Annotated in this window: 13 protein-coding genes; all 13 read right to left on the bottom strand. The window is 45.2% G+C overall.

Features of this window, described 5'->3' with window-relative positions:
• Positions 1 to 19: 19 nt before the first annotated feature.
• Positions 20 to 343 carry a nitrite reductase small subunit NirD gene (gene nirD, locus AC58UU_RS05450; protein WP_497313702.1) on the bottom strand — a complete coding sequence of 108 codons (324 nt, stop codon included), beginning with the start codon at positions 341 to 343 and terminating at the stop codon, positions 20 to 22.
• A 20-nt stretch (positions 344 to 363) separates the two neighbouring features.
• Positions 364 to 2,793, bottom strand: coding sequence for a nitrite reductase large subunit NirB (gene nirB / locus AC58UU_RS05455; protein WP_497313704.1), 2,430 nt, complete (start codon positions 2,791 to 2,793; stop codon positions 364 to 366).
• A 412-nt stretch (positions 2,794 to 3,205) separates the two neighbouring features.
• Positions 3,206 to 4,300: a GerAB/ArcD/ProY family transporter gene (locus AC58UU_RS05460; RefSeq protein ID WP_497313706.1), complete on the bottom strand. Its 1,095-nt coding sequence runs from the start codon at positions 4,298 to 4,300 to the stop codon at positions 3,206 to 3,208.
• A 15-nt stretch (positions 4,301 to 4,315) separates the two neighbouring features.
• Positions 4,316 to 5,530: a Ger(x)C family spore germination protein gene (locus tag AC58UU_RS05465; RefSeq protein WP_497313708.1), complete on the bottom strand. Its 1,215-nt coding sequence runs from the start codon at positions 5,528 to 5,530 to the stop codon at positions 4,316 to 4,318.
• A 51-nt stretch (positions 5,531 to 5,581) separates the two neighbouring features.
• Complete coding sequence (locus tag AC58UU_RS05470; RefSeq protein WP_497313709.1) at positions 5,582 to 7,174, bottom strand: spore germination protein; 1,593 nt, start codon at positions 7,172 to 7,174, stop codon at positions 5,582 to 5,584.
• A 1,031-nt stretch (positions 7,175 to 8,205) separates the two neighbouring features.
• Positions 8,206 to 9,831, bottom strand: a complete 1,626-nt coding sequence (locus AC58UU_RS05475) for a response regulator (RefSeq protein WP_497313710.1) — start codon at positions 9,829 to 9,831, stop codon at positions 8,206 to 8,208.
• Positions 9,815 to 11,590, bottom strand: coding sequence for a sensor histidine kinase (locus tag AC58UU_RS05480; RefSeq protein WP_497313712.1), 1,776 nt, complete (start codon positions 11,588 to 11,590; stop codon positions 9,815 to 9,817). The genes AC58UU_RS05475 and AC58UU_RS05480 overlap by 17 nt, the downstream gene beginning before the upstream one ends.
• Positions 11,591 to 11,659: 69 nt before the next feature.
• On the bottom strand, positions 11,660 to 13,057 hold the full coding sequence (locus tag AC58UU_RS05485; protein ID WP_497313714.1) for an ABC transporter substrate-binding protein: 1,398 nt from the start codon (positions 13,055 to 13,057) through the stop codon (positions 11,660 to 11,662).
• Positions 13,058 to 13,210: 153 nt separating this feature from the next.
• On the bottom strand, positions 13,211 to 14,074 hold the full coding sequence (locus AC58UU_RS05490) for a carbohydrate ABC transporter permease (protein WP_497314008.1): 864 nt from the start codon (positions 14,072 to 14,074) through the stop codon (positions 13,211 to 13,213).
• A gap of 20 nt (positions 14,075 to 14,094) precedes the next feature.
• Complete coding sequence (locus tag AC58UU_RS05495; RefSeq protein WP_497313715.1) at positions 14,095 to 14,988, bottom strand: carbohydrate ABC transporter permease; 894 nt, start codon at positions 14,986 to 14,988, stop codon at positions 14,095 to 14,097.
• 197 nt (positions 14,989 to 15,185) lie between these two features.
• Positions 15,186 to 18,347 (bottom strand): alpha-mannosidase, encoded by a 3,162-nt coding sequence (locus AC58UU_RS05500; RefSeq protein WP_497313717.1) that lies wholly within the window; start codon positions 18,345 to 18,347, stop codon positions 15,186 to 15,188.
• A gap of 186 nt (positions 18,348 to 18,533) precedes the next feature.
• Entirely contained in the window at positions 18,534 to 19,190 is a 657-nt protein-coding gene (locus tag AC58UU_RS05505; RefSeq protein ID WP_497313719.1) for a YheC/YheD family protein, read from the bottom strand.
• 91 nt (positions 19,191 to 19,281) lie between these two features.
• On the bottom strand, positions 19,282 to 19,839 hold the full coding sequence (locus tag AC58UU_RS05510) for an Hcp family type VI secretion system effector (protein WP_497313721.1): 558 nt from the start codon (positions 19,837 to 19,839) through the stop codon (positions 19,282 to 19,284).
• Positions 19,840 to 19,924 lie beyond the last annotated feature (85 nt).

Raw genomic sequence — 19,924 nt, forward strand, 5'->3', positions numbered from 1 at the left:
CCTTATCCTTCTGGCTGGATTACCGGTGATTGTCCATGTGCAAATACATATCTCCGCTCGCGTCGTCGATCTCCACCTGGAAGGACGTTACACAGCCCTCATCCGGCGCTTGAACAAGCCCGTCATGCAGGTCGATTTTCCAATCATGCAGAGGACAAAATACGTGATGATCACAAACGATTCCTTCAGAAAGCTTACCTGCTTTGTGTGGGCAGCGATTCTCAATAGCTTTGACTGCACCATCCGAAAGCTTAAACATCGCGATTTCCAAGGATCCAATCCGAACAACCCTCGACCTTTTTTCAGCAATTTCTGAAATATTCCCAACGTGAACCCGTTTCATATGTGTCATCCCCCCCTATTTTAAACTAATTCTGCCGCTGACTGCTCTTCCATCGGTACGAACGTCTCGCGCAGCATTTGCTGTTCAATGATTTCTTTCCAAGGATCTTTCATCAGATCCAGCGTTTTCTCAATGCGTTCCACAAGTGCAGTGCGATCTTCTTTGGTTTCTAGCGCCTCTTTGATCGTATCTAAACCGACGCGTTCCACCCACTCGGCAGTCCGTTCGTTGTATTTCCCTGTTTCGCGATAGTATTGCAGGTAAGCACCGGACCATTCAAGCACTTCTTCTTCGCTCTTTACTTTGCACAGTAAATCGGTTCCGCGAAGTTTTGTCCCCCCGTTACCTCCGACATGCAGTTCCCAACCTCCGTCAATGGCCACAACGCCAAAGTCCTTAATTGTTGCTTCTGCACAGTTCCGCGGACAGCCTGATACAGCCATTTTCACTTTTGCCGGTGTATTCAGACCCTCGAATCTCTTCTCAAGCTGAATACCCATGCCGATAGCATCTTGAGTTCCGAAGCGGCAGAACGTTGAACCTACGCACGTTTTCACTGTACGCAGCGATTTGCCGTACGCATAGCCTGAAGGCATATCCAGATCAGCCCACATACCGGGTAAGTCTTCCTTCTTGACGCCTAGTAGGTCGATGCGCTGTCCGCCTGTCATTTTCACAAGAGGCACTTCATATTTCTCGGCGATTTCCGCGATTTTCTTCAAATCCTTCGGTGTCGTTACACCGCCGTACATTCTAGGAACGACCGAGTACGTACCGTCCTTCTGGATGTTCGCATGATTGCGCTCATTCACAAAACGCGACTCTCTTTCGTCCTCATGCTCTTCCGGCCATACCATACCGAGATAGTAATTCAGTGCTGGGCGGCACTTGGAGCAACCTTCCACGTTGGACCATTCGAGTACGTTCATAACTTCCTTCGTGGTGGTCAATCTCATGCTGCGAATCGCTTCTACGACTTCGTCGCGTCCAAGTGTCGTACAACCGCAAATGCCTTCCTTTACAGTTTTTACACCGTCTTCTCCAAGGACATAAGTGAGCACATCGGCCACTAGCGGTTTACAACCTCCACAGGAAGCAGACGCTTTGGTACATGTTTTGATATCGTTGACGCTAGAGCAGCCTTTCTCCTGAACCGCCTGCACGATCGCACCTTTGGAAACTCCGTTACAGCCGCATACGATCTCGTCCTCGCTCATGGCAGCAACCATCTCTACTCCGGATTTGGCCTTGCCTCCACCATCACCTAAGAGTACCGTCTTTTCTTTACCTGTTACGTCTTCGCCATTACGAATCATTGCAAACAAGCGGGAGCCGTCACTGATGTCTCCGAACAGTACCGCACCGATGACTTTGCCTTCTCTGATGACGACCTTCTTATAAATCCCTTCGAAATCGTCCTGCACGCGAACAGCGCGTGTATCTGGCTTATCCGCATATTCGCCCGCTGAAAATACATCCACACCCGATACTTTCAGCTTGGTTGATACGACGGAGCCTTGATAGCCTGCTGTTTCTACGCCGGCAAGTCGTTTGGCAAGCACAGCGCCTTGCTCATAGAGCGGGGCGACCAAACCGTAGGCTACACCGCGATGCTCAGCACACTCGCCGATGGAGTAGACGTTCGGCACATTCGTTTCCAAAAAGTCATTGACGACGATACCTCGATTAATAACGATGCCACTGCTTTTCGGAAGCGCAATATTAGGACGAATTCCAACAGCCATAACAATGAGGTCGGCTTCGACTTCCGATCCATCAGTAAAACGAAGACCCGTTACACGCTTTTTACCAAGAATCAATTCGCTATTTTTCTTAAGCAAGAATTTCATACCTTGGCGTTCCAGCTCTTGCTGCAGCAAGAAAGATGCTGTTCTATCGAGCTGGAGGTTCATCAAGTATTCATTAATGTGAACGACCGACACTTCCATATTCAGGTTCAATAGTCCACGAGCTGCTTCCAGCCCGAGCAGACCGCCTCCGATGACGACCGCTTTTTTGTAGTTTTTGGCAGTATCGATCATCTTCTCGCAATCTTTGATATCCCGGAAGGCAATGACACCTTCTTTGTCCGCACCCTGCAGTGGAAGAATGAATGGCAGAGATCCTGTCGCGATGATCAATTCATCATAGGGTACGGTTATCCCGCCGTCTGTGCTGACGAGCTTGCGCTCCGTATCAATTTTGTTAACTGTTTGGCCTGTGTGCAATGTAATGTGATTCTCTTCGTACCAGGACCAGTCGTTGATGACAATGTCTTTCATATCCGCATCTCCGGCTAAAACCGATGAGAGTAGGATACGATTATAGTTTGGATGGGGTTCGCTTCCGAAGATCGTAATTTCGTAGCGGTTCGGTGCAATCTTTAGCAATTGCTCAATGCAGCTGACTCCAGCCATTCCATTTCCTACTAAAACAATTTTTTTCTTCATCGTGATTCACTCTCCTAGTCCGGAAATAAAGTAACATTTAATGTTATATAATTACTAAAATAATCAATTTTTCGAGCTTTCCAAATAATGCACGTCATATTATCTAACATACGAATATTAATTACTAATGTACATCAAGACTTCGTATTTATCAACAATAATTTGTAATTCCCTCAGTGTTAATTACAATAATGCCTATATTAATCGAACTATTTATTTGTTTTTTCAATCGATCGTTCGGTTTATATTCCGTTTTCATAAACATTTCATATAATTATCCGAATAATCACGTTATATTTAATTACATGCATTTAACGATATATCCTCCAAAACAAAGAGGTTGTCCCTCAGTCTCTGAAGACTAATGGGAACAACCTCTTTATTGCATTATTGAGCCATATTCAATTCTATCCTATCTTTTAATTTGTTTCCCCTGTCCTTTAATCAACATAACAAGAAAAAGAATGGCCGGTATGACTCCAATGAATATCTTATTTAACATAAACTGCTCCCCGACGATTTTCCCAATCTCCAGATGCAACTGCCAGCTTGACGGGAGAAGGGAAGTTATAAAAATAATGACTCCAACAGGAAGCGCAAACCTTCGATAGTCTGTTTGAAACAGCTGAGATAACCCAAGTACGGCAGCCAAAAACCATAATGTTGCCTTGATAAAAATCCCAGCATAAAAAAGTAAGATCACAAATGCGTCAAAACGCTCGAATACTTCGGCGATCTGAATCAACTGAACAGCTTGTAATAAAGGTACAGTACTAATTTTAAGTAGTTGCGGACCCAGAACGATCAGATTCATTATGTTCGAGAAAAGGATAACCAGCCCGGATATAAAAAAAGATCGAACCGACGTTTTAGCCAACTCTTTCTTCTCGTTTAAATAACGCCAGAACATGAGAAAAATCATCATTTGGCCAAATGGAAACCAGACAGTGCTAGATATACTTTCTTTTAAAACTGGTTGAATGCCATTTTCCAAAATCGGAAGAAGATAATCAAAATGAACAACACCCGATACAAAGTGCATGATAAGCAAAATTAAATAAAAAGTCAGCACCCCAACTACGATAAATTCAGCCAACCGAAAGAAGACCTCTATTCCCTTGTATATGGCATAGATCGACAAAGTTATCATAATCAGCATTATAAGGGAAATGGGACCTCGCGGAAGAATGGTCAAGAGGGTAAGATCCCCAAAGTCTCGCACATTTCGCATGGCTTCGTAAGAAAACATCAGGACATAAAGTAATAAGACAAACTTCCCCACAAATGACCCGAAATATTGAATCAAAAGCTGACTCAAATTTTTTTCAGGTTCCCTTCGTTGGATCATCAAAAAAAGAAAAAGCAGCATGAATCCTAACAGCACGCTAGTAATGACCACCAACCAGGCGTCTTGACCAGCTTTGATTCCTAATTCAAATAAAGGTGTGCTTCCTATTTGAAATAGGATAATCATCGCACCCAATTGATATTTGCTGATCCGCTCCATTAGAAGCCCCTTTTCTCATTCTTTTTTACCGGATATCTTGGAAAAAGAATCATCAATCATTCCAGTTCGTCGGATCGTTACATGAACTTTAACGTCCATTCTTATTTCTGCGAACTCATTCTCCCAGTTCTTGCTTAGTTTTTTCCAGTCCTGTGGGTAAGATTTGTGGAATGCGTCCCCGAAGCCCAATGTGTCTGTTTTCATTTTTTTCAGAGCTTGAAAGGAATTTTCTGCTTCAATTATTATTTGCTCCTGGATATGTTTTTCCAGTTTTTTCAAGGTTTTCGACTGTTTCAGATCCAGATTACATGCCGTTTCGATCAAGTTTCCCTTGGCTTCAATTTCTACAGACATGAACAAATTACCATTCGAAATGTTTGGTTTTAATTTTGCGTGGGATTTTTCTACTAAAAAGGAGGATAGCTGTTCGCTTCGGCTCTCCCCTTCACAAGAAAATACGATGGTTGTTCTTTGTAAGTGATTTGTTATCCAGGGAATGCCGAGGCTTTCTTTCCGACTTAACCAACCTACTAATTTATCCTGCTTAAATACCCCGACTCTATCCAATTTTAATACGGCGGATTTTCGAGTTTTTTTCAGTGCTTCTAAAGAGTCTTGTGCCTCTTGCTCACCCGTGATTTTGATTTCCGGCAATGTAGAGCTAGCGGAAGGATTGGTCATTGTGGAAATTAAATCGATTAACTTGGACTGAACTAAGTTGGTTTGTTTATTTCCCTCTCCACTGATCAAATTGGAAATCGCGTTTCCAGGAATGTTTTCTAATGGCGTAAGGATTTCTAACACTTTCTTCGCGTCTCCATTTGTAATGAGAACATCCGTAGTTTCTCTTGATTCGTAACTTCTCAAGTAAGCGTCCAATATTTGGTTGACTCCATATTTAGCAACACGTTGACTAATAATAATAACACGAGTATGAGAAAAAAAGAGCTGGCGAGGTGTCTCTAAATCACTCTTTTGAATCGCCTCCTGTAGGGTCTTTCCTTTCGATGAAAAGACGATAACCGGAGCTTGGGAACCGCCACCACCGGATTTAGTCTGGGTTGACTTCGGTATGATGATTTGAAAGGTCAATACCCATTGATTGCTTTCATCTAAATCAAAGGCGATTGCGCTGATGATCCCCAATTTGTTTAGTTCGATATGGTTCGAACAACCACTATTAACTAATAACATGTTGATGATCAACAGCAGGTTTATCCCTCGCTTCATGTCCTAATCCCCTTTTGATGTCCATTTTCGTGTTGTATGAATGACAGAAGATTACTTTTCCTTTTCCTTGTCGGAAGGTTTAGGATGTGCGTTTACGTTTTGGCGCACATAATTATTCTTAGCGAAAAGACGCGGTCTGGTGACCATCATCCACCAAGGCACCCTTACAACAGTATCTTTTAAGTTACTTGGCACAAAAGGTGCTATTGGTGTCATGTAAGGAACTCCGAAAGAGCGTAGAGACAACATGTGGATCAAGAGAAAAAAGAGCCCCGACATAATCCCGAACAAACCTAGTGCAGCGGCAAGAATCATTAGTATGAACCGAATCAATCGGGCAGCAATCGAGATGTTAAACGCCGGAACGACGAAGCTGGAGATCGCCGTAAAGGCTACCACGATCACCATAGCTGCCGATACAAGACCTGCTTCAACTGCTGCCTGTCCCAGAACAAGAGCTCCAACGATGGAAATTGCGGAACCGATGGCTCTAGGCATTCGAACCCCCGCTTCCCTTAACACCTCAAATGTGATTTCCATCAATAATGCTTCGAAGAATGCTGGAAAAGGAATTCCTTCCCTTTGTGCAGCAAGACTGACCAAAAGGGTCGTGGGTATCATTTCTTGATGAAAAGTCGTAATTGCAATATATAAGGAAGGCAGAATCATAGAAATGGTAAACGCAAAGAAACGCAAAAGACGCAAAAACGAAGAGATATCGAATCTCTGGTAATAGTCCTCGCTGGCGATGAAGAACTTGAAAAAAGTAATAGGCAGCACAAGAGCAAATGGTGTTCCATCCATCAAAACGGCAACCTGTCCCTCCAAGATGGAGGCCGCAACTGTGTCAGGACGTTCCGTGTTTATGAGGGTGGGAAATGGAGTAAAGGTTTGGTCCTGAATAAATTCTTCCAAATAGCCACTTTCCAATATGCTGTCTATATCAATACGATCCAGCCTTTGAAGCACTTCGTTCACAACTAAATCATTGGCCGTCCCTTTAAGATACATAACACTAACGTCCGTTTGTGTCACCCGCCCGATTTTCCGGTCGATTTTCCATAGATTCGGACTTTTGATTCTACGCCGGAGCAGCGCTATATTCGTGCTTATATTTTCGGTGAATCCATCTTTGGGTCCGCGAATAACAGATTGAGACGAGGGCTCCTCTACGGCTCTTTGCATCCATTTGGCAGAACTTGCAGTAATGCCTTGATTCCAGCCCTCTGCGAGAATAATAGTATCTCCGCTGTATAAAGCCGACATGAAGTCATCAATGTAACTCACTGTATTTGTGGAACTAACCGTAAGAATCTTATCTTTAATCACCGTAAAAGATTCGGATACTGTCCTTTGCCCAGCTGTGTTAACTTCTGCATCGGACATGATCGGATTCATGATGTTATCGTTAATGACCGTGGTATCGGTTAAACCGTTAATATAAACAATAGCCATAGGTAAACTATTGGCCCCTTGAAACGCACGAATGGAAATATCTGAACTGTTACCAGTTAACTCAGAAATTTTCTTAATATTTTGCTGAAGGCTATCTGAAAGTGTATCGGTTTGTTTGATGTTTGCTTGAGAGTCTTGTTGCGCGCCCTCATTATATTTCCGGGCAAAACGCTGCAGAAATTTGTTCATCGATAGCATCCACCTAGTTCTACCAAGTAATAACTTTCATTTTCGCCTTGCCTTTCAAGAGTTATACTCCTGAATGCTTTTAGGCTAAGTTATATAGTGTAATTCATTACTTTTGATAATAAAAAGACGGGGACATAGGGAAAAATGGGTTAGCTAATCATTTTGCGTGGCGCGCAAAAGATGAGCCACAGCGATGAAAAACATCGCTAACTCGCGCCCGCGGACGAGCAACCCCCTCATAAGGATGAAAAACATCCTTATGAGGGGTGAAAACCACGCGGGGCGCGCGAAAGATGAGTCATAGCGATGAAAAACATCGCTAACTCGCGCCCACGGCCGAGCAACCCCGCCATAAGGATGAAAAACATCCTTATGAAGGGTGAAAACCACGCTTGGGCGCCGAAAGATGAGCCACAGCGATGAAAAACATCGCTATCTCGGGCCCGCGGACGAGCAACCCCACCATAAGAATGAAAAACATCCTTATGAGGGGTGAAACCCACGCGTGGGCGCCGAATGATGAGCCATAGCGATGAAAAACATCGCTAACTCGCGCCCACGGACGAGCAACCCCACCATAAGGATGAAAAACATCGCTATCTCGCGCCCACGGCCGAGCAACCCCGCCATAAGGATGAAAAACATCCTTATGAGGGGTGAAAACCACGCGTGGCGCGCGAAAGATGAGCCATAGCGATGAAAAACATCACTATCTCGGGCCCACGGCCAAGCAACCCCGCCATAAGGATGAAAAACATCCTTATGAGGGGTGAAACGCACGCGTGGCGCGCGAATGATGAGCCATAGCGATGAAAAACATCGCTAACTCGCGCCCGTGGCCAAGCAACCCCGCCATAAGGATGAAAAACATCCTTATGGGTTGTTAAACGCAAACAAACCTAATCCGTTCAGCCTTTGCTGAACGGATTAGGTTTACGAGCCCAGGTGCCTTAGCAATCTCCCACTACGTATGTTATTCATTTTTGTTTATGCACTAAAATTGTTCTCCCCGATCTTATTCTCACAGATCATCATGATCCCGATCCTTTAGCACTATACAGCTGTTTGAATTCAGATGGTGTCATGCCTGTATGTTTTTTAAACAGTTCACTGAAATGCGGCCTGTCTTCATATCCGAGCGCTTGGGCGATTTCTTGAACTTGTTTTCCTTCTACCAGCATAATCTTAGCCTGCTCCATCCGTTCTGTTGTCACAAACTGTACAACGGTCATACCCGTTACCTTCTTGAACAAATTGGCAAAATAACTGCCGCTCAAATAAACCAGCTTGGCATAATCATTAACCGTCAAATTAGAGGCCACATTTTGACGTATGTGCGCAATAACTTGTTCCACGACTTGGTTCGTATCTTCCACATGACGTTTCTGAATCAACACACAACCCATCCTGCACAGTTCCTTGATGTTTCCTTGGAGCTCCTTCAGCTTATAGGATGAAAGATTTTTGATGTACAAAAAATGACGTTCGATCTGTTTCATTTCTTCATGAGTCAGTTTCTCCGAGAAAACACGATTGATCAGAAAAGCCAGCTCATCACAGAAACCCTTAACTACCTCGGGAGCTGGAGGCACGGGTACCGTAATTGTTTCCTCGAATAGCTCATCCACAATGGCATATGCTTTATGCAAGTTTCCAGAACGCAGGCAATAAAAAAGTTCTTTTTCCTTTTCTGGAGAGTAGCGCGGCGCTGTCTGATGGACTGGGCTCATATTTCGATAACTGTACACGGTATTGCCGCCCGTATAAAAACTATAAGAAAGGGCAGCGAGCGCCTGCGAGTAAGAGTACGAAATTTGATGTATTGCCTTTACTTCTTCCCCAAGACCTAGGGATATGGTGTATCTGGAATACTTTTCAACATTTTCACGGCACTGCTCCGAAATAGCTTCCACGCTCAGGGAATCCGGCGGATTGAATATGACCACAAACCGGTTCGTGTTATCACGGAATACAAAACCTTTGGTGAACCGCCTTAAACTTTCTTCCAAAATGTTTTGGACGGTAAACCTGATCAGCTCTACCTCTTGCACAGGCAGAGTCTCGGTTTGTTCAGCGAACTGATCGATTTCCGTGAGCATAACAACAAAGCGCTCCCGCTCCAATCCGATGTTCAAGAAGTCCCAACGTCTGGCCGCTTGTTCGGGGGTCGTTCGGAATTGCAGCAGCAGTTGAAAATATTCCTGCCTTAAATACGGCAAACTTTCCCGCAGCTTTCTTTCCATCTCATGATAGCGCTGAGTTTCCCCCATTTCCTCTTCAATCGACTTTTTCGCTTTTAAGACCACTTCAATAATTTTTTGCGGCGTATACGGTTTGACAATATAATCGAATGCACCGAGCTGAACGGCCTGCTGTGCATACTCAAAATCGGTATAGCCGCTTAAAAAAACAATTCTCGTACGTGGAAACTTTTTCAATACCTGCTTGGTCATCTCTAAACCGTTTATTTTTGGCATCCGAATATCTGTTAGTACGATGTGGGGCTCAGTTTCGTGGATGAGTTCAATACCTTTCTCACCGTTGCTCGCTGTTCCTACAATGCGAATGCCATGAGTCTCCCAATTTATTTGGTTCGAGATCCCTTGCACCACGGTCTTGATATCATCAATTACGCACATCCTAAGTTCTGTCGTCATCGTTATATCCCTCACCCGCTAGTGGTATTGTTAATGTGACCGAGGTAGATACATGGGGTTCGCTGCTCAAGTCGATATCAGCTTCACTTCCGTAATGCAGCTTCAATCGACCATAAACATTACGGAGGGCATAGCTTTTTTTCAAAGATTGTTCGATCCGCATGTCCGCCCTAACTGTTTGAACATCCATACCGGCACCGTTATCCTCCACACGTAACCGAAGACTATCGCTCAGACATGTAATGGAGATCCGAATTATTCCCATTCCCTCCATTTCTTTAAAGCCGTGCAGAATGGAGTTTTCCACCAAGGGCTGCAAGATAATTTTCAATATCGGTTTCTCCAGCAGCGAGTCATCCTCAAGCTCAATCGTATAATCGAACAGACCTTCATAGCATTTTTGCTGAAGAATTAAATACTGCCTAACATGATCAATTTCCTTTGCCAGTGTCGTCATCTCGTTTCCGCCGTTAAGACCTAGCTGGAACAGTAGCGACAATGAGGTGATCATCTCCGTGACATCTTGGTTCTGAGACGCTTCTGACTTCCAAATGATCGTGTTCAATGTGTTATACAAAAAATGGGGATCTATTTGAGCCTGCAGCGCTTTGACCTCCATTTTACGTTTATCATACTCAGCTTCCTTGACGTCCTCAATGAGCGAAGAGATTTCCTCCAGCATACGGTTAAACTTTAATCCGACCTGTGTAACCTCATCCTCATACTTGCTGGTAAACCGTACATCGAGGTTATTTTGCTCAACTTTCTTCATCAGCCCCTGCAGTTTGTGTAGAGGCTTCAGTAATAAGCTCGAAATGACATTAGACAGGACGAAAGCCAATGCAACGCAGCACAACATGATCCATAATGTGGTCGTTTTGATACGGTTCACCTGACGAAGCAAATCCGACTGTGTCTGAGCGCTGACCATCGTCCAATTGTCCACCATGGTTAGCCTTGAATAGTTAACTAAATAAGGGTTACCCCCCTTGTTGTATTTGAAAAATCCTCGGTCTTGGCCCTGCAGCAACTTCATGAAAGCAGGGTCTCTTTGAAATGAAGATGCCTGGATACTAAGCGGCAGCACGGCTTCGCCGCTATGCGATATTAGAAAATAGTTATCTGCACGATCGAGTAAGTCGTCGGTGACGACTTTCTGAATCGCATCTTCCTTTACATTGACCACAACATAAACATCTTGCACATTAACCTCTGTGATCGGCTTCATAATCAAGGAAATGACCCTCTGATTTCCTGAAAAAAGCGGATCCTCGTGATCTTCCACCCAAATGACACGCTCGGGGCTATTCAGATAACGCGAAAAAATTGTCTCCTTGAATCGTGTCTGGCTGTTACGAAGATCGGTTGTAGCATACAGTTCACCTACAGGCGTATAGATCAAGACGGATTGGATAGAAGGCTCGATCAATTTCATTTGCCCAAGAGGCGTTTGCAGTGAAGACAGCCTTGTATAATAGGATCCCGAACGATTCGAGTATACGTCCTCCATAGCCAACTTAAACGAATCACTGAGCATCATGGTTGAGGTCGTCACAATGATGTGCCGAAGCTTTTCATCCAGCACGCGCGCTGATTTGTTCAGCGTATTCTGACTGGAAATAAACGCCTCCTTTTCTGTCGATCGAAAGGCAATCCAATAGGACATCGTACCCGTTAGCGCGATAGATAGGACAGTCAGTATCAGAAACGAAATCCACAACCGGCGACGGAGCGAAAGCCGATAATACCATTTTTTCAAGCTGCCCCCACCTTTTCTAAATAGAAGAGACGCGCTGCTTTGGCTGCGCGCCCCTTCCCGTATTTGAACTTACTTTGCAAGACTGCCTTGCAGCTTATTCGGATCGAAGCTCGGATTCGCTTTCGTCTTCGTATCGCCCGCAGCTCTTGCTTTCTCAAGACCCGCGTTGTAGCGTGCTGTCAAGTCATTCAACATTTTCTCAACATCTCCGCCTTCCATCATATATTTGAGGACGGCGTTACCCAACTTATTTCCTTCCACCTTTGCCTCCGTCACGGAAATCGGAGATGGGGCGTACAGCGCGTCGAATTTACTTGGCAAGAAGCCTTCGATCCCCGGAATGGATGGTTTTTTAGCAGCGGCGTTAACATCCGGCACAATCGAGATCCCAAACCCTTTCTCGTGGTATTCCTTTTGGAAATTCAGATTATAGATATACTCCAAGAACTTCCAAGCCTTATCTTTATTTGTTGTGTTTTTGCTTATGCCAATGTAGTTGCCGGCAATGACGGATACAGTTCCCTGTTGACTGCCATCAATGGTAGGGGGCAATGCCGCGCTCCAGTTAACCTTTGTCGGGAATTGACTTTGGTACACACCCGGCTCGCCAGAATGGTTAAAATACATGCCGATTTTCCCAGCGGCGAACTGTGCACGGAGCGGATCGATGTCAAGGGATTCAACGCCCGGCAGCATGCTGCCGTCCTGCTTCATCTGGCGAAGCGCCTCGGCGATAGGCTTATACACCGAGAAATCGAACTGGCCTGATTTATAATTGTAGCCATCCACCACGGAAGTTCCGCTGAGTGATCCGATCGGATTGGCAATCCTACCGAAGGCGGATCCGGGATTTTTAAAGTTTTCCGCGAAGCCATATGCTCCAATATCTTTGCCGGCTTCTGTAATTTTTTTGGCATCCTCTACCAATTCTTTAACCGTTTTCGGCGGTGCGGTGATTCCTGCTTTTTGGAAGAGATCAACGTTATAAATCAATCTCCAATATTGCCCTGTATGCGGCAGCGAATATATTTTGCCATCCATCATATTCAGCTCTTCCACCAACAAATTGCTGTACCGCTTTTTCATATCATCCGTCATCATATCGTTGATCGGTTGTAAATAGCCCTTCTTTACAAACCCGGAGAAATCATTTGTCCTAAAAATGTCAGGCGCTTGATTGCTTGCAAAAGCGATATCGATCGATTGGTTAAAATTATCGGCAAGAACCGTCATTTCAACTTCAATATTGTCCTTATTCGTTTCGTTGAACTTCTTGATGACATCCTTCATGTAATCGGCATCGTGACGGTCAATGGTCCAATAAGACAGCTTCGTCTTCGCTTCTCCTGCTGCAGCGGAAGTAGAAGTAGCTGTACCCTTCGGCTGATCAGTTTGTCCACCGCAAGCCGCAAGTGAAGCGACCATCGTAACGCCAATCAGTGTGCTTAGCACCACTTTTTTCTTCATGTAGTAAAACCCTCCTAGTTTAGTTTACCTTAAGACTTGCTTTATACCAAAATGTAACTGCTTTCATCATAATTCCTCAACACTTGGAACCGTGAAGGACAAATCAACTTTTGAGGGGGGGAAAAAACACTTTCCTGGTATCCACAATGTCCGTTATCCTTTTACACTCCCTGCTGTCACCTGTATGAATGACTTATTCGCCAAAACGTAAACAACAAGGATCGGAAGGAAGGAAAGACACGCGCCCGCCATCATAAGGTGCGACTCCGCAGCGGCGCCAATCCCGTAACGTAAATTCGCCAGTCCCACCGTCAGCGTTTGTAGTTTCGGATTCGTCATAGTGAACACAAGGGGCAAGATGTATTCGTTCCAAGCGCCACGGAACGTGAACAAGGCAGTGACGCCAAGAGCGGGACTCAGCAGCGGAAGAATAATCCGCCAGTAAACCGTATAGAAATTGCATCCATCGATGTATGCAGCCTCGTCCAGATCTTTGGGAATCGCCTTAAAAAAGCCGATCAGCATAAAGTAGACAGTGGCATGAGCGCTGATCAAGATGATGATGACCCCCCATAGCGATTTATTCAGGCCAAGTTTGACCATGAGATCGAACTGTGGCCTCAGTACTACTGCACCAATAGAAATGAACATCGTACTAGCTTGCAGGATTACGTACAATCGTTTGCCAGGGAATCTCGTGCGATCGACAGCATAAGCGGACATAGAGGCGATAAGCAGCGTGCCAATCGTCACAATTGTGCTGATAAAGAGGCTGTTCCACGTAAACCGGGCAAAATTCGCCTGCTTCCAAGCTGTTGCGTAATTGGAGAACTTCCATACCAAGGGCAACAGGGTTGCTCCCGTTGTCAACTCTGCATTCGTTTTAAATGAACCCAAAATCGCCATAACGATTGGAAATAGCGTAAAGAAGGCTATGGCGAGCAAAAATATCCATTTCAAGGTTTTTCCGGTGAAATGTCCGCTTCGGATAACGCCTGATTTCGTACTTGTCTGCATCATATAGTCAGTCCCCCTTTTTAATCCCGATTCAGCCGTTTGGACATATAGAAATAAACAATCGTAATCACCCCGACAATCAAAGCTGTTACAAACCCCGCTGCGCTGCCGTAGCCGATTTGTTGTACGCTCGCTGTAGAAGCGGAAACAGGGAAAAACAATTTGTACACGTAAAGGTACATGACTTCGGTTTTACCGAAGGGCCCACCCTCGGTCAGGACCATAATGCTCTCATAACCTTTTAGCGCCGTGATGATGGCGAGCATAATAATCATTTGAAGGACGGGACCCAGCATAGGAATAGTAATGCTCCAAAATTTTTGCGCCGCATTCGCTCCATCGATAGATGCACTCTCATACAGATCATCGGGAATGCCTTGCAGCCCAGCGATGAAAAGCAGCATATAGTTGCCGATCGCACCCCATATAGCCGTAATAATCACAGTCAGCATAGCGTAATTCGGTCCCAACCAATCAATCGCTTTGGAGATCACGCCATACTTGATCAGAAATTGATTAAGTAATCCGTTATACGAATTAAAAATGGTGAAAAACACGATCGACATCACCGATGTACTGATAATAGTTGGCATAAAATAGACGGCGCGCAGAAATACTTTGCCTTTCAGTCCCTTATTTAAAATGACAGCAAGTACAAGTGAAATCGGCAGGACAATGATAATTTTTCCACCCGCGTATATGAAGGTGTTATACACAGAGTGCCAAAACTCCTGATCGCGCATTAATCTCGAAAAATTATCGAGTCCAATAAATGTATTAGCGCCGAACCCCTGATAATCGTAAAACATATAGCGAAGCGCCCATACAATTGGATAGACCCCTAGCGCCAAAGTCAAAAATAGACTGGGAAAAATGAATACATAAGAATTGAAAAGAGAAATCCTTTTTCGCATCGTACATCTGCTCCTTTGGGTTGTTGTATTCCAAGCATAGTACAACCCCACTCCGGTACGGGAGCGGCAATTCAACTGTATCCGTAGGACAAATCAACTGTTTTTAATCATGAAATATGGATATCAACATTCAACTGCAAACGGAAACAAGCCGCAAAGCTATCTCAGCGGCTTGTTTCCAAGAATATCAAATTATACTAGCGAATATGAATGATAAACGTTTTGATCTCGTAAGAGTTCAGCTGAACATCAATCAATGATTCGTACTTACAATCCCCAAGAGGCCTTTCGAGCAGATCGCATTCCTGCCAGGACTTGACCCGAGCATCGCTCGAAATTTGCGTTTGGCCGCTGATGCCTGCAAACTCGTGAATTCGGAGAATAATCGCGTCGTGATCCTCTGCTTTTTTTACCGCATCGATCATAACATGATCACTCGATAGACGGAACAAACTGAACGAGTCTTCGGTAGACTTGCCGAGCGCAAACGTTAACGGATTGTTAAGCGACCAAGCGGACTGCACCGTTCCACCGTTATACCAGTCGCTGGCATGTGGGAAGAGTGAATACGTAAATTCATGCTCTCCTTGATCGGCCGTCGGGTCTGGAACCATTGCGGACTTGATCAGGGTAAGACGCATCACATGGTCTTTTACATCATAACCGTATTTACAATCGTTCAAGAGACTGACACCATACCCGCGTTCGGATAAATCGGCCCACTGATGGCCAACCGTCTCAAACCGGGCATAGTCCCAGCTTGTATTCCAATGGGTCGGACGCTTCACGTTGCCAAATTGAATATCGTAAGTCGCCTCCGTCGCCCGGATTCGCAGCGGAAAGGCTACTTTCAGCAGTTTGCGCTGTTCATTCCAATTAACGTGGGTCTGGAAATCGATTCTGCGACTGTACGCATAGAGCACCATATCCTGCACTACGGTTGAATCCATATAGGACCACTCGAAACGGACTACCACAGCCAAAGGACCGCTGTCTGTCACTTCGACCCGGGTTAGAATATTCACTTCCTGCTTTTTCTCCGTGTAAAAGATGTCAATGTCCCACGCTTCGTGCCGGCCTTTCGGCTTATCTTCGAACACTTCGAAACGATTCCCTGTTTCGCCTGCGGCGAGTATTTCCCGGCGCTCAATTCGATCGTAAAGACGGACAATCTGACCAAAGTCATTCCATTCTATTTCATAATAAGGCGTCATAAATCCATGATCCAACTTTATGAATTTATTCTCTGCTATAGCCTGTACGGGCTGCTCGACCCGTTCCTTATGATGGATAACAGCAAATCCCATCGGAGAGATTCTTTCTACGTTTACCCACCAGTCTCCACCAACAAGCTGAGCCTCCAGTGGTCGATCCGAAGCATCAAACCACCCTCCTCCGGCTTCCTCCGTTTGCTCTTCGGCAATGCAAACGAGATCTGTTCTCTCCCACGGAGAACCGTTAAACACCGTCACTTCGCTTCCCTTTACCCTACCCGCTGTCAAAAGCAAAGCTGACTGATCCCACACCTTTTGACCTATCGTTAACGCCTCTTCGTATTCGGCTCTGCTGTCCTCATACACCTCGTGGATCGACGATCCAGGGATAATATCGTGGAATTGGTTGCGCAAAATAATTTTCCAGCCTTCGTGCAGGGCAAGGGAAGTTTCTGCTGCCGCCGCATGACCATTTGCATTAAAAATATAGCTCATGACCTGCACCCATTCCGTTTCCCGATACAGCAGCTCCAGCTTGCGATTCATCCGTTTGTTATAAGCCTGACTCGTATAAGTACCTCGGTGCAGCTCCAAATACAACTCGCCGTCCCACGTGTGCACGTATGAATTGGTGTTGCTGATGCTAGCCTGCAATTCGTTAAAATACTCATCAGCACGCCCCGTCTTCACATGAGGAATGCCTGGAATATCGTCTAGCCTGCGTCGCATCTCTAGCATTTCACGATTGACACCTCCGCCACCGTCGCCGAACCCGTAAGCAAGCAGTAAATTCGTATTGAGCGTCTTATCACGGTAGCTTTCCCAGATCCCCTGTACCGATGATGGCGTCACTTTCCCGTTGTACGTATAATAAAAGGCCCCTTCGCTCGAACCGGGATCCGGCGTCGTAATAAAATGGGTCAGTACTTCCGTCCCGTCAATGCCCCGCCATTTAAAAGTGTCATGAGGCATCCGGTTATATTGGTTCCAGCTGATTTTGGTTGTCATAAACGATTCGATGCCAGATTTGCGTAAAATTTGCGGCAGCGCCCAGCTGTAGCCAAACACGTCAGGCAGCCATAAATACTTGCATTCCACTCCGAATTCCTCACGAAAAAATCGGGTTCCGTACAACAACTGCCGCACCAGAGATTCCCCAGAGGCTAAGTTGCAATCCGCCTCCAGCCACATCGCTCCACCGGCTTCCCAGCGACCTTCCTTGATGCGTTCCTTAATACGCTCGTAAATTTGTGGATAATCAGACTTGATATATTCATACAGCTGCGGCTGTGTTTGCAAAAAGATATACTCCGGAAACTGCTCCATCAAACGCAGTACGGTTGAAAACGATCTCGCTGCCTTTTCCCTCGTATGCTTCAGCTGCCACAACCAAGCCACATCAATATGCGTATGTCCGATACACTGTACCACAACAGAGTGAAGCTTGGGCATCGACGACAAAGTCTGCCGGAGTTGTTCGCGTGCCTTTTCGACTGAGTTGTAAAAGTCTTCGCTTCCTGGCTTGGACCAGTCGAGTATTAAAAAGGCCTGATCTAACATAGAAAGCAGATGATGCCGCTCCGGACGATTTTCGTCTAGTATACGGACCGTTTCCAGCAGCGCTTTGGCCGTATAGTATAAATCGTCCGCGTATTCATCCAACCAACAAACAGAAGCCAGCTCCAACCGGCTCTCCATCTCGCGGTGGCTCTCATATCCCCCTAGCCCTGACCACAAGCGGAAGCGTAGCTGAGCAGTATGACCGATCACAGCTTCAGGCATAAAAACTTCCTCATGATTCGAGTCTACTCCTTGATACGGCTCTCCGTTCAGAAATAACAGCGATTCGAATCCGCTGTTCGTTCCACCTCCAGTTTGTCCGAGGCAGAACCGGCCAAGTACTTTTCTTCCTTCCCACTCAGCGGGAACCATCACATCTGCAGCCAGCCAGTAGTATACATCACGGCCTTTCCAGCGGTCACCTATACGTATGTCCATCCACTCGCCGTCTTCCGACGGATACGCTCCAATTGTGCAATCCTCATCCAGTTTGATGCGAAACTTATCTATGTGCCGTTCATCGCGATAGCGGTACGACTCCAACTCATTTATGCGAGCTTGTAATTTCTCCACGGTCCAAAACATCCAATTTCTCCTCCTTATTCTTACTAGTATGTCTATTGTAATGGATGCGAAGCTCCTTATGTGATAGGTAATTTGATGATACTGAGGGGGTAAAATCATTAAATATGATTCTTATTGGGCTCAAGATAGACGAAATAGGAGAAAAAGTAAAAGACTGCCACCAGGCAGCCCTTTTGATAGTAAGCACTAATGAGGTTTCGTATTCACTTCAAATATCCATACATTTCCCCGCTTGTCGATGCCAAAATCGTAACCGAGCATTCCAATGCCTGGATAGCGAGATTCAAGCAGCTTCGTACATGTTCGGGCCACTCCACACATCGTGTCAATTTTGGATTTGACTAGCGAAGCTGGGAAAGTCCGCCGCAGCGCTTGAGCCCCTTTAAGTAACGTGCCGCCCCGGCAAATGTTTGTAACGAACAGTCCAGGGCGCGCCAACCGGCCGACAACGGCTCGGATGACCCAAGAGCGACCTGCTTTTTTCAATTTGACGCGATAATCTACGGGCCTACCGTCAATAGTAGCTAAGTCAATGCCCTGCTGCAGCATAAACGGGCGATTTTTACGAATCTGGTTTAACGTAGAAAATAGCTCGTTCCACGTGCGATATGTTCTTTGTGTTCCGCAGTTGTGCAGTAAATAACCATTACCCGTTTTTTTGATTTTTACTACACTGCTTCCCCCGGTTCCAATGATCGGCTTTGCCACAACAAATGCATATTGTCGCAGCATGGCCTGCAGGTTCGAAGCGCTAAAACGGCGCATGTTAGGAATATGCTTGGCAACGCCGGCATGCCCCAATAAAACAGAGAACTTCGACCATTTATTAGCAACCAAACGCATGAGGGATTCCTCCTTCCGTACAAGGCTTCCTCTATGCTAGAGTATTCCTCGTCCGTCAGAAGGGATAGGGACAATCAAATAAGTGAATAACTTATTTTTTCATATTCTTCATAAAATCCCAGCCGCCCGTATTCGTATTCGTGGCCTTCCCATCTGGTCCTACGGCTGTGTATTTAAAGTTAATCGCTCCATAATTCAACTCAATGTTTTCATCTAAATTATATAAGTTATATTTACTAACGCTAATCTTTTCTAAATCAATAGTTACGATCGGTATCCTTTGTTCGCCAGTCTTAACGAAGACAAGTTGGCCTTTCTCAATGGTTTTTCCCATGACCATATCCATAAACAAAGGTACGGAAGAAAGATCAAAACTTTTACTGAAAGCCATCGGTTTCCGAACCGCTTTACCTGCACCAGATCCGGTGGTTGAACTGCTGTTTAATGTAGAACTATTTTCGAATTCAAATGAAACATCTTGAAGCTGGATCCACTTTTCATATCCTTTCGTAACAGATTCACCCGAAATTCCGTCTAATTTCAGATAAACATCGAAATCACTACTTTCCGCAGCTGCGGGAACAACACCGAAAGCTAGCACAAACAAGCAAATAGTGAAGAAGACTATCGAATTTCTGATCCTTCTCAAGCATATCACTCCTCTTCTTGTCCGATACATTTCGTATCAATTGACCTAAATATATCCGATAATTTTCCTTTTGTAAATGAGGCTT

This window comes from Paenibacillus sp. JT22N1, from assembly GCF_059692155.1.

Bases quoted from the DNA above. Each gene is read 5' to 3' on its own strand.
- nirD (WP_497313702.1), bottom strand. From the start codon at position 343: ATGAAACGGGTTCACGTTGGGAATATTTCAGAAATTGCTGAAAAAAGG.
- nirB (WP_497313704.1), bottom strand. From the start codon at position 2,793: ATGAAGAAAAAAATTGTTTTAGTAGGAAATGGAATGGCTGGAGTCAGC.
- AC58UU_RS05460 (WP_497313706.1), bottom strand. From the start codon at position 4,300: ATGGAGCGGATCAGCAAATATCAATTGGGTGCGATGATTATCCTATTT.
- AC58UU_RS05465 (WP_497313708.1), bottom strand. From the start codon at position 5,530: ATGAAGCGAGGGATAAACCTGCTGTTGATCATCAACATGTTATTAGTT.
- AC58UU_RS05470 (WP_497313709.1), bottom strand. From the start codon at position 7,174: ATGAACAAATTTCTGCAGCGTTTTGCCCGGAAATATAATGAGGGCGCG.
- AC58UU_RS05475 (WP_497313710.1), bottom strand. From the start codon at position 9,831: ATGACGACAGAACTTAGGATGTGCGTAATTGATGATATCAAGACCGTG.
- AC58UU_RS05485 (WP_497313714.1), bottom strand. From the start codon at position 13,057: ATGAAGAAAAAAGTGGTGCTAAGCACACTGATTGGCGTTACGATGGTC.
- AC58UU_RS05490 (WP_497314008.1), bottom strand. From the start codon at position 14,074: ATGCAGACAAGTACGAAATCAGGCGTTATCCGAAGCGGACATTTCACC.
- AC58UU_RS05495 (WP_497313715.1), bottom strand. From the start codon at position 14,988: ATGCGAAAAAGGATTTCTCTTTTCAATTCTTATGTATTCATTTTTCCC.
- AC58UU_RS05500 (WP_497313717.1), bottom strand. From the start codon at position 18,347: ATGTTTTGGACCGTGGAGAAATTACAAGCTCGCATAAATGAGTTGGAG.
- AC58UU_RS05505 (WP_497313719.1), bottom strand. From the start codon at position 19,190: ATGCGTTTGGTTGCTAATAAATGGTCGAAGTTCTCTGTTTTATTGGGG.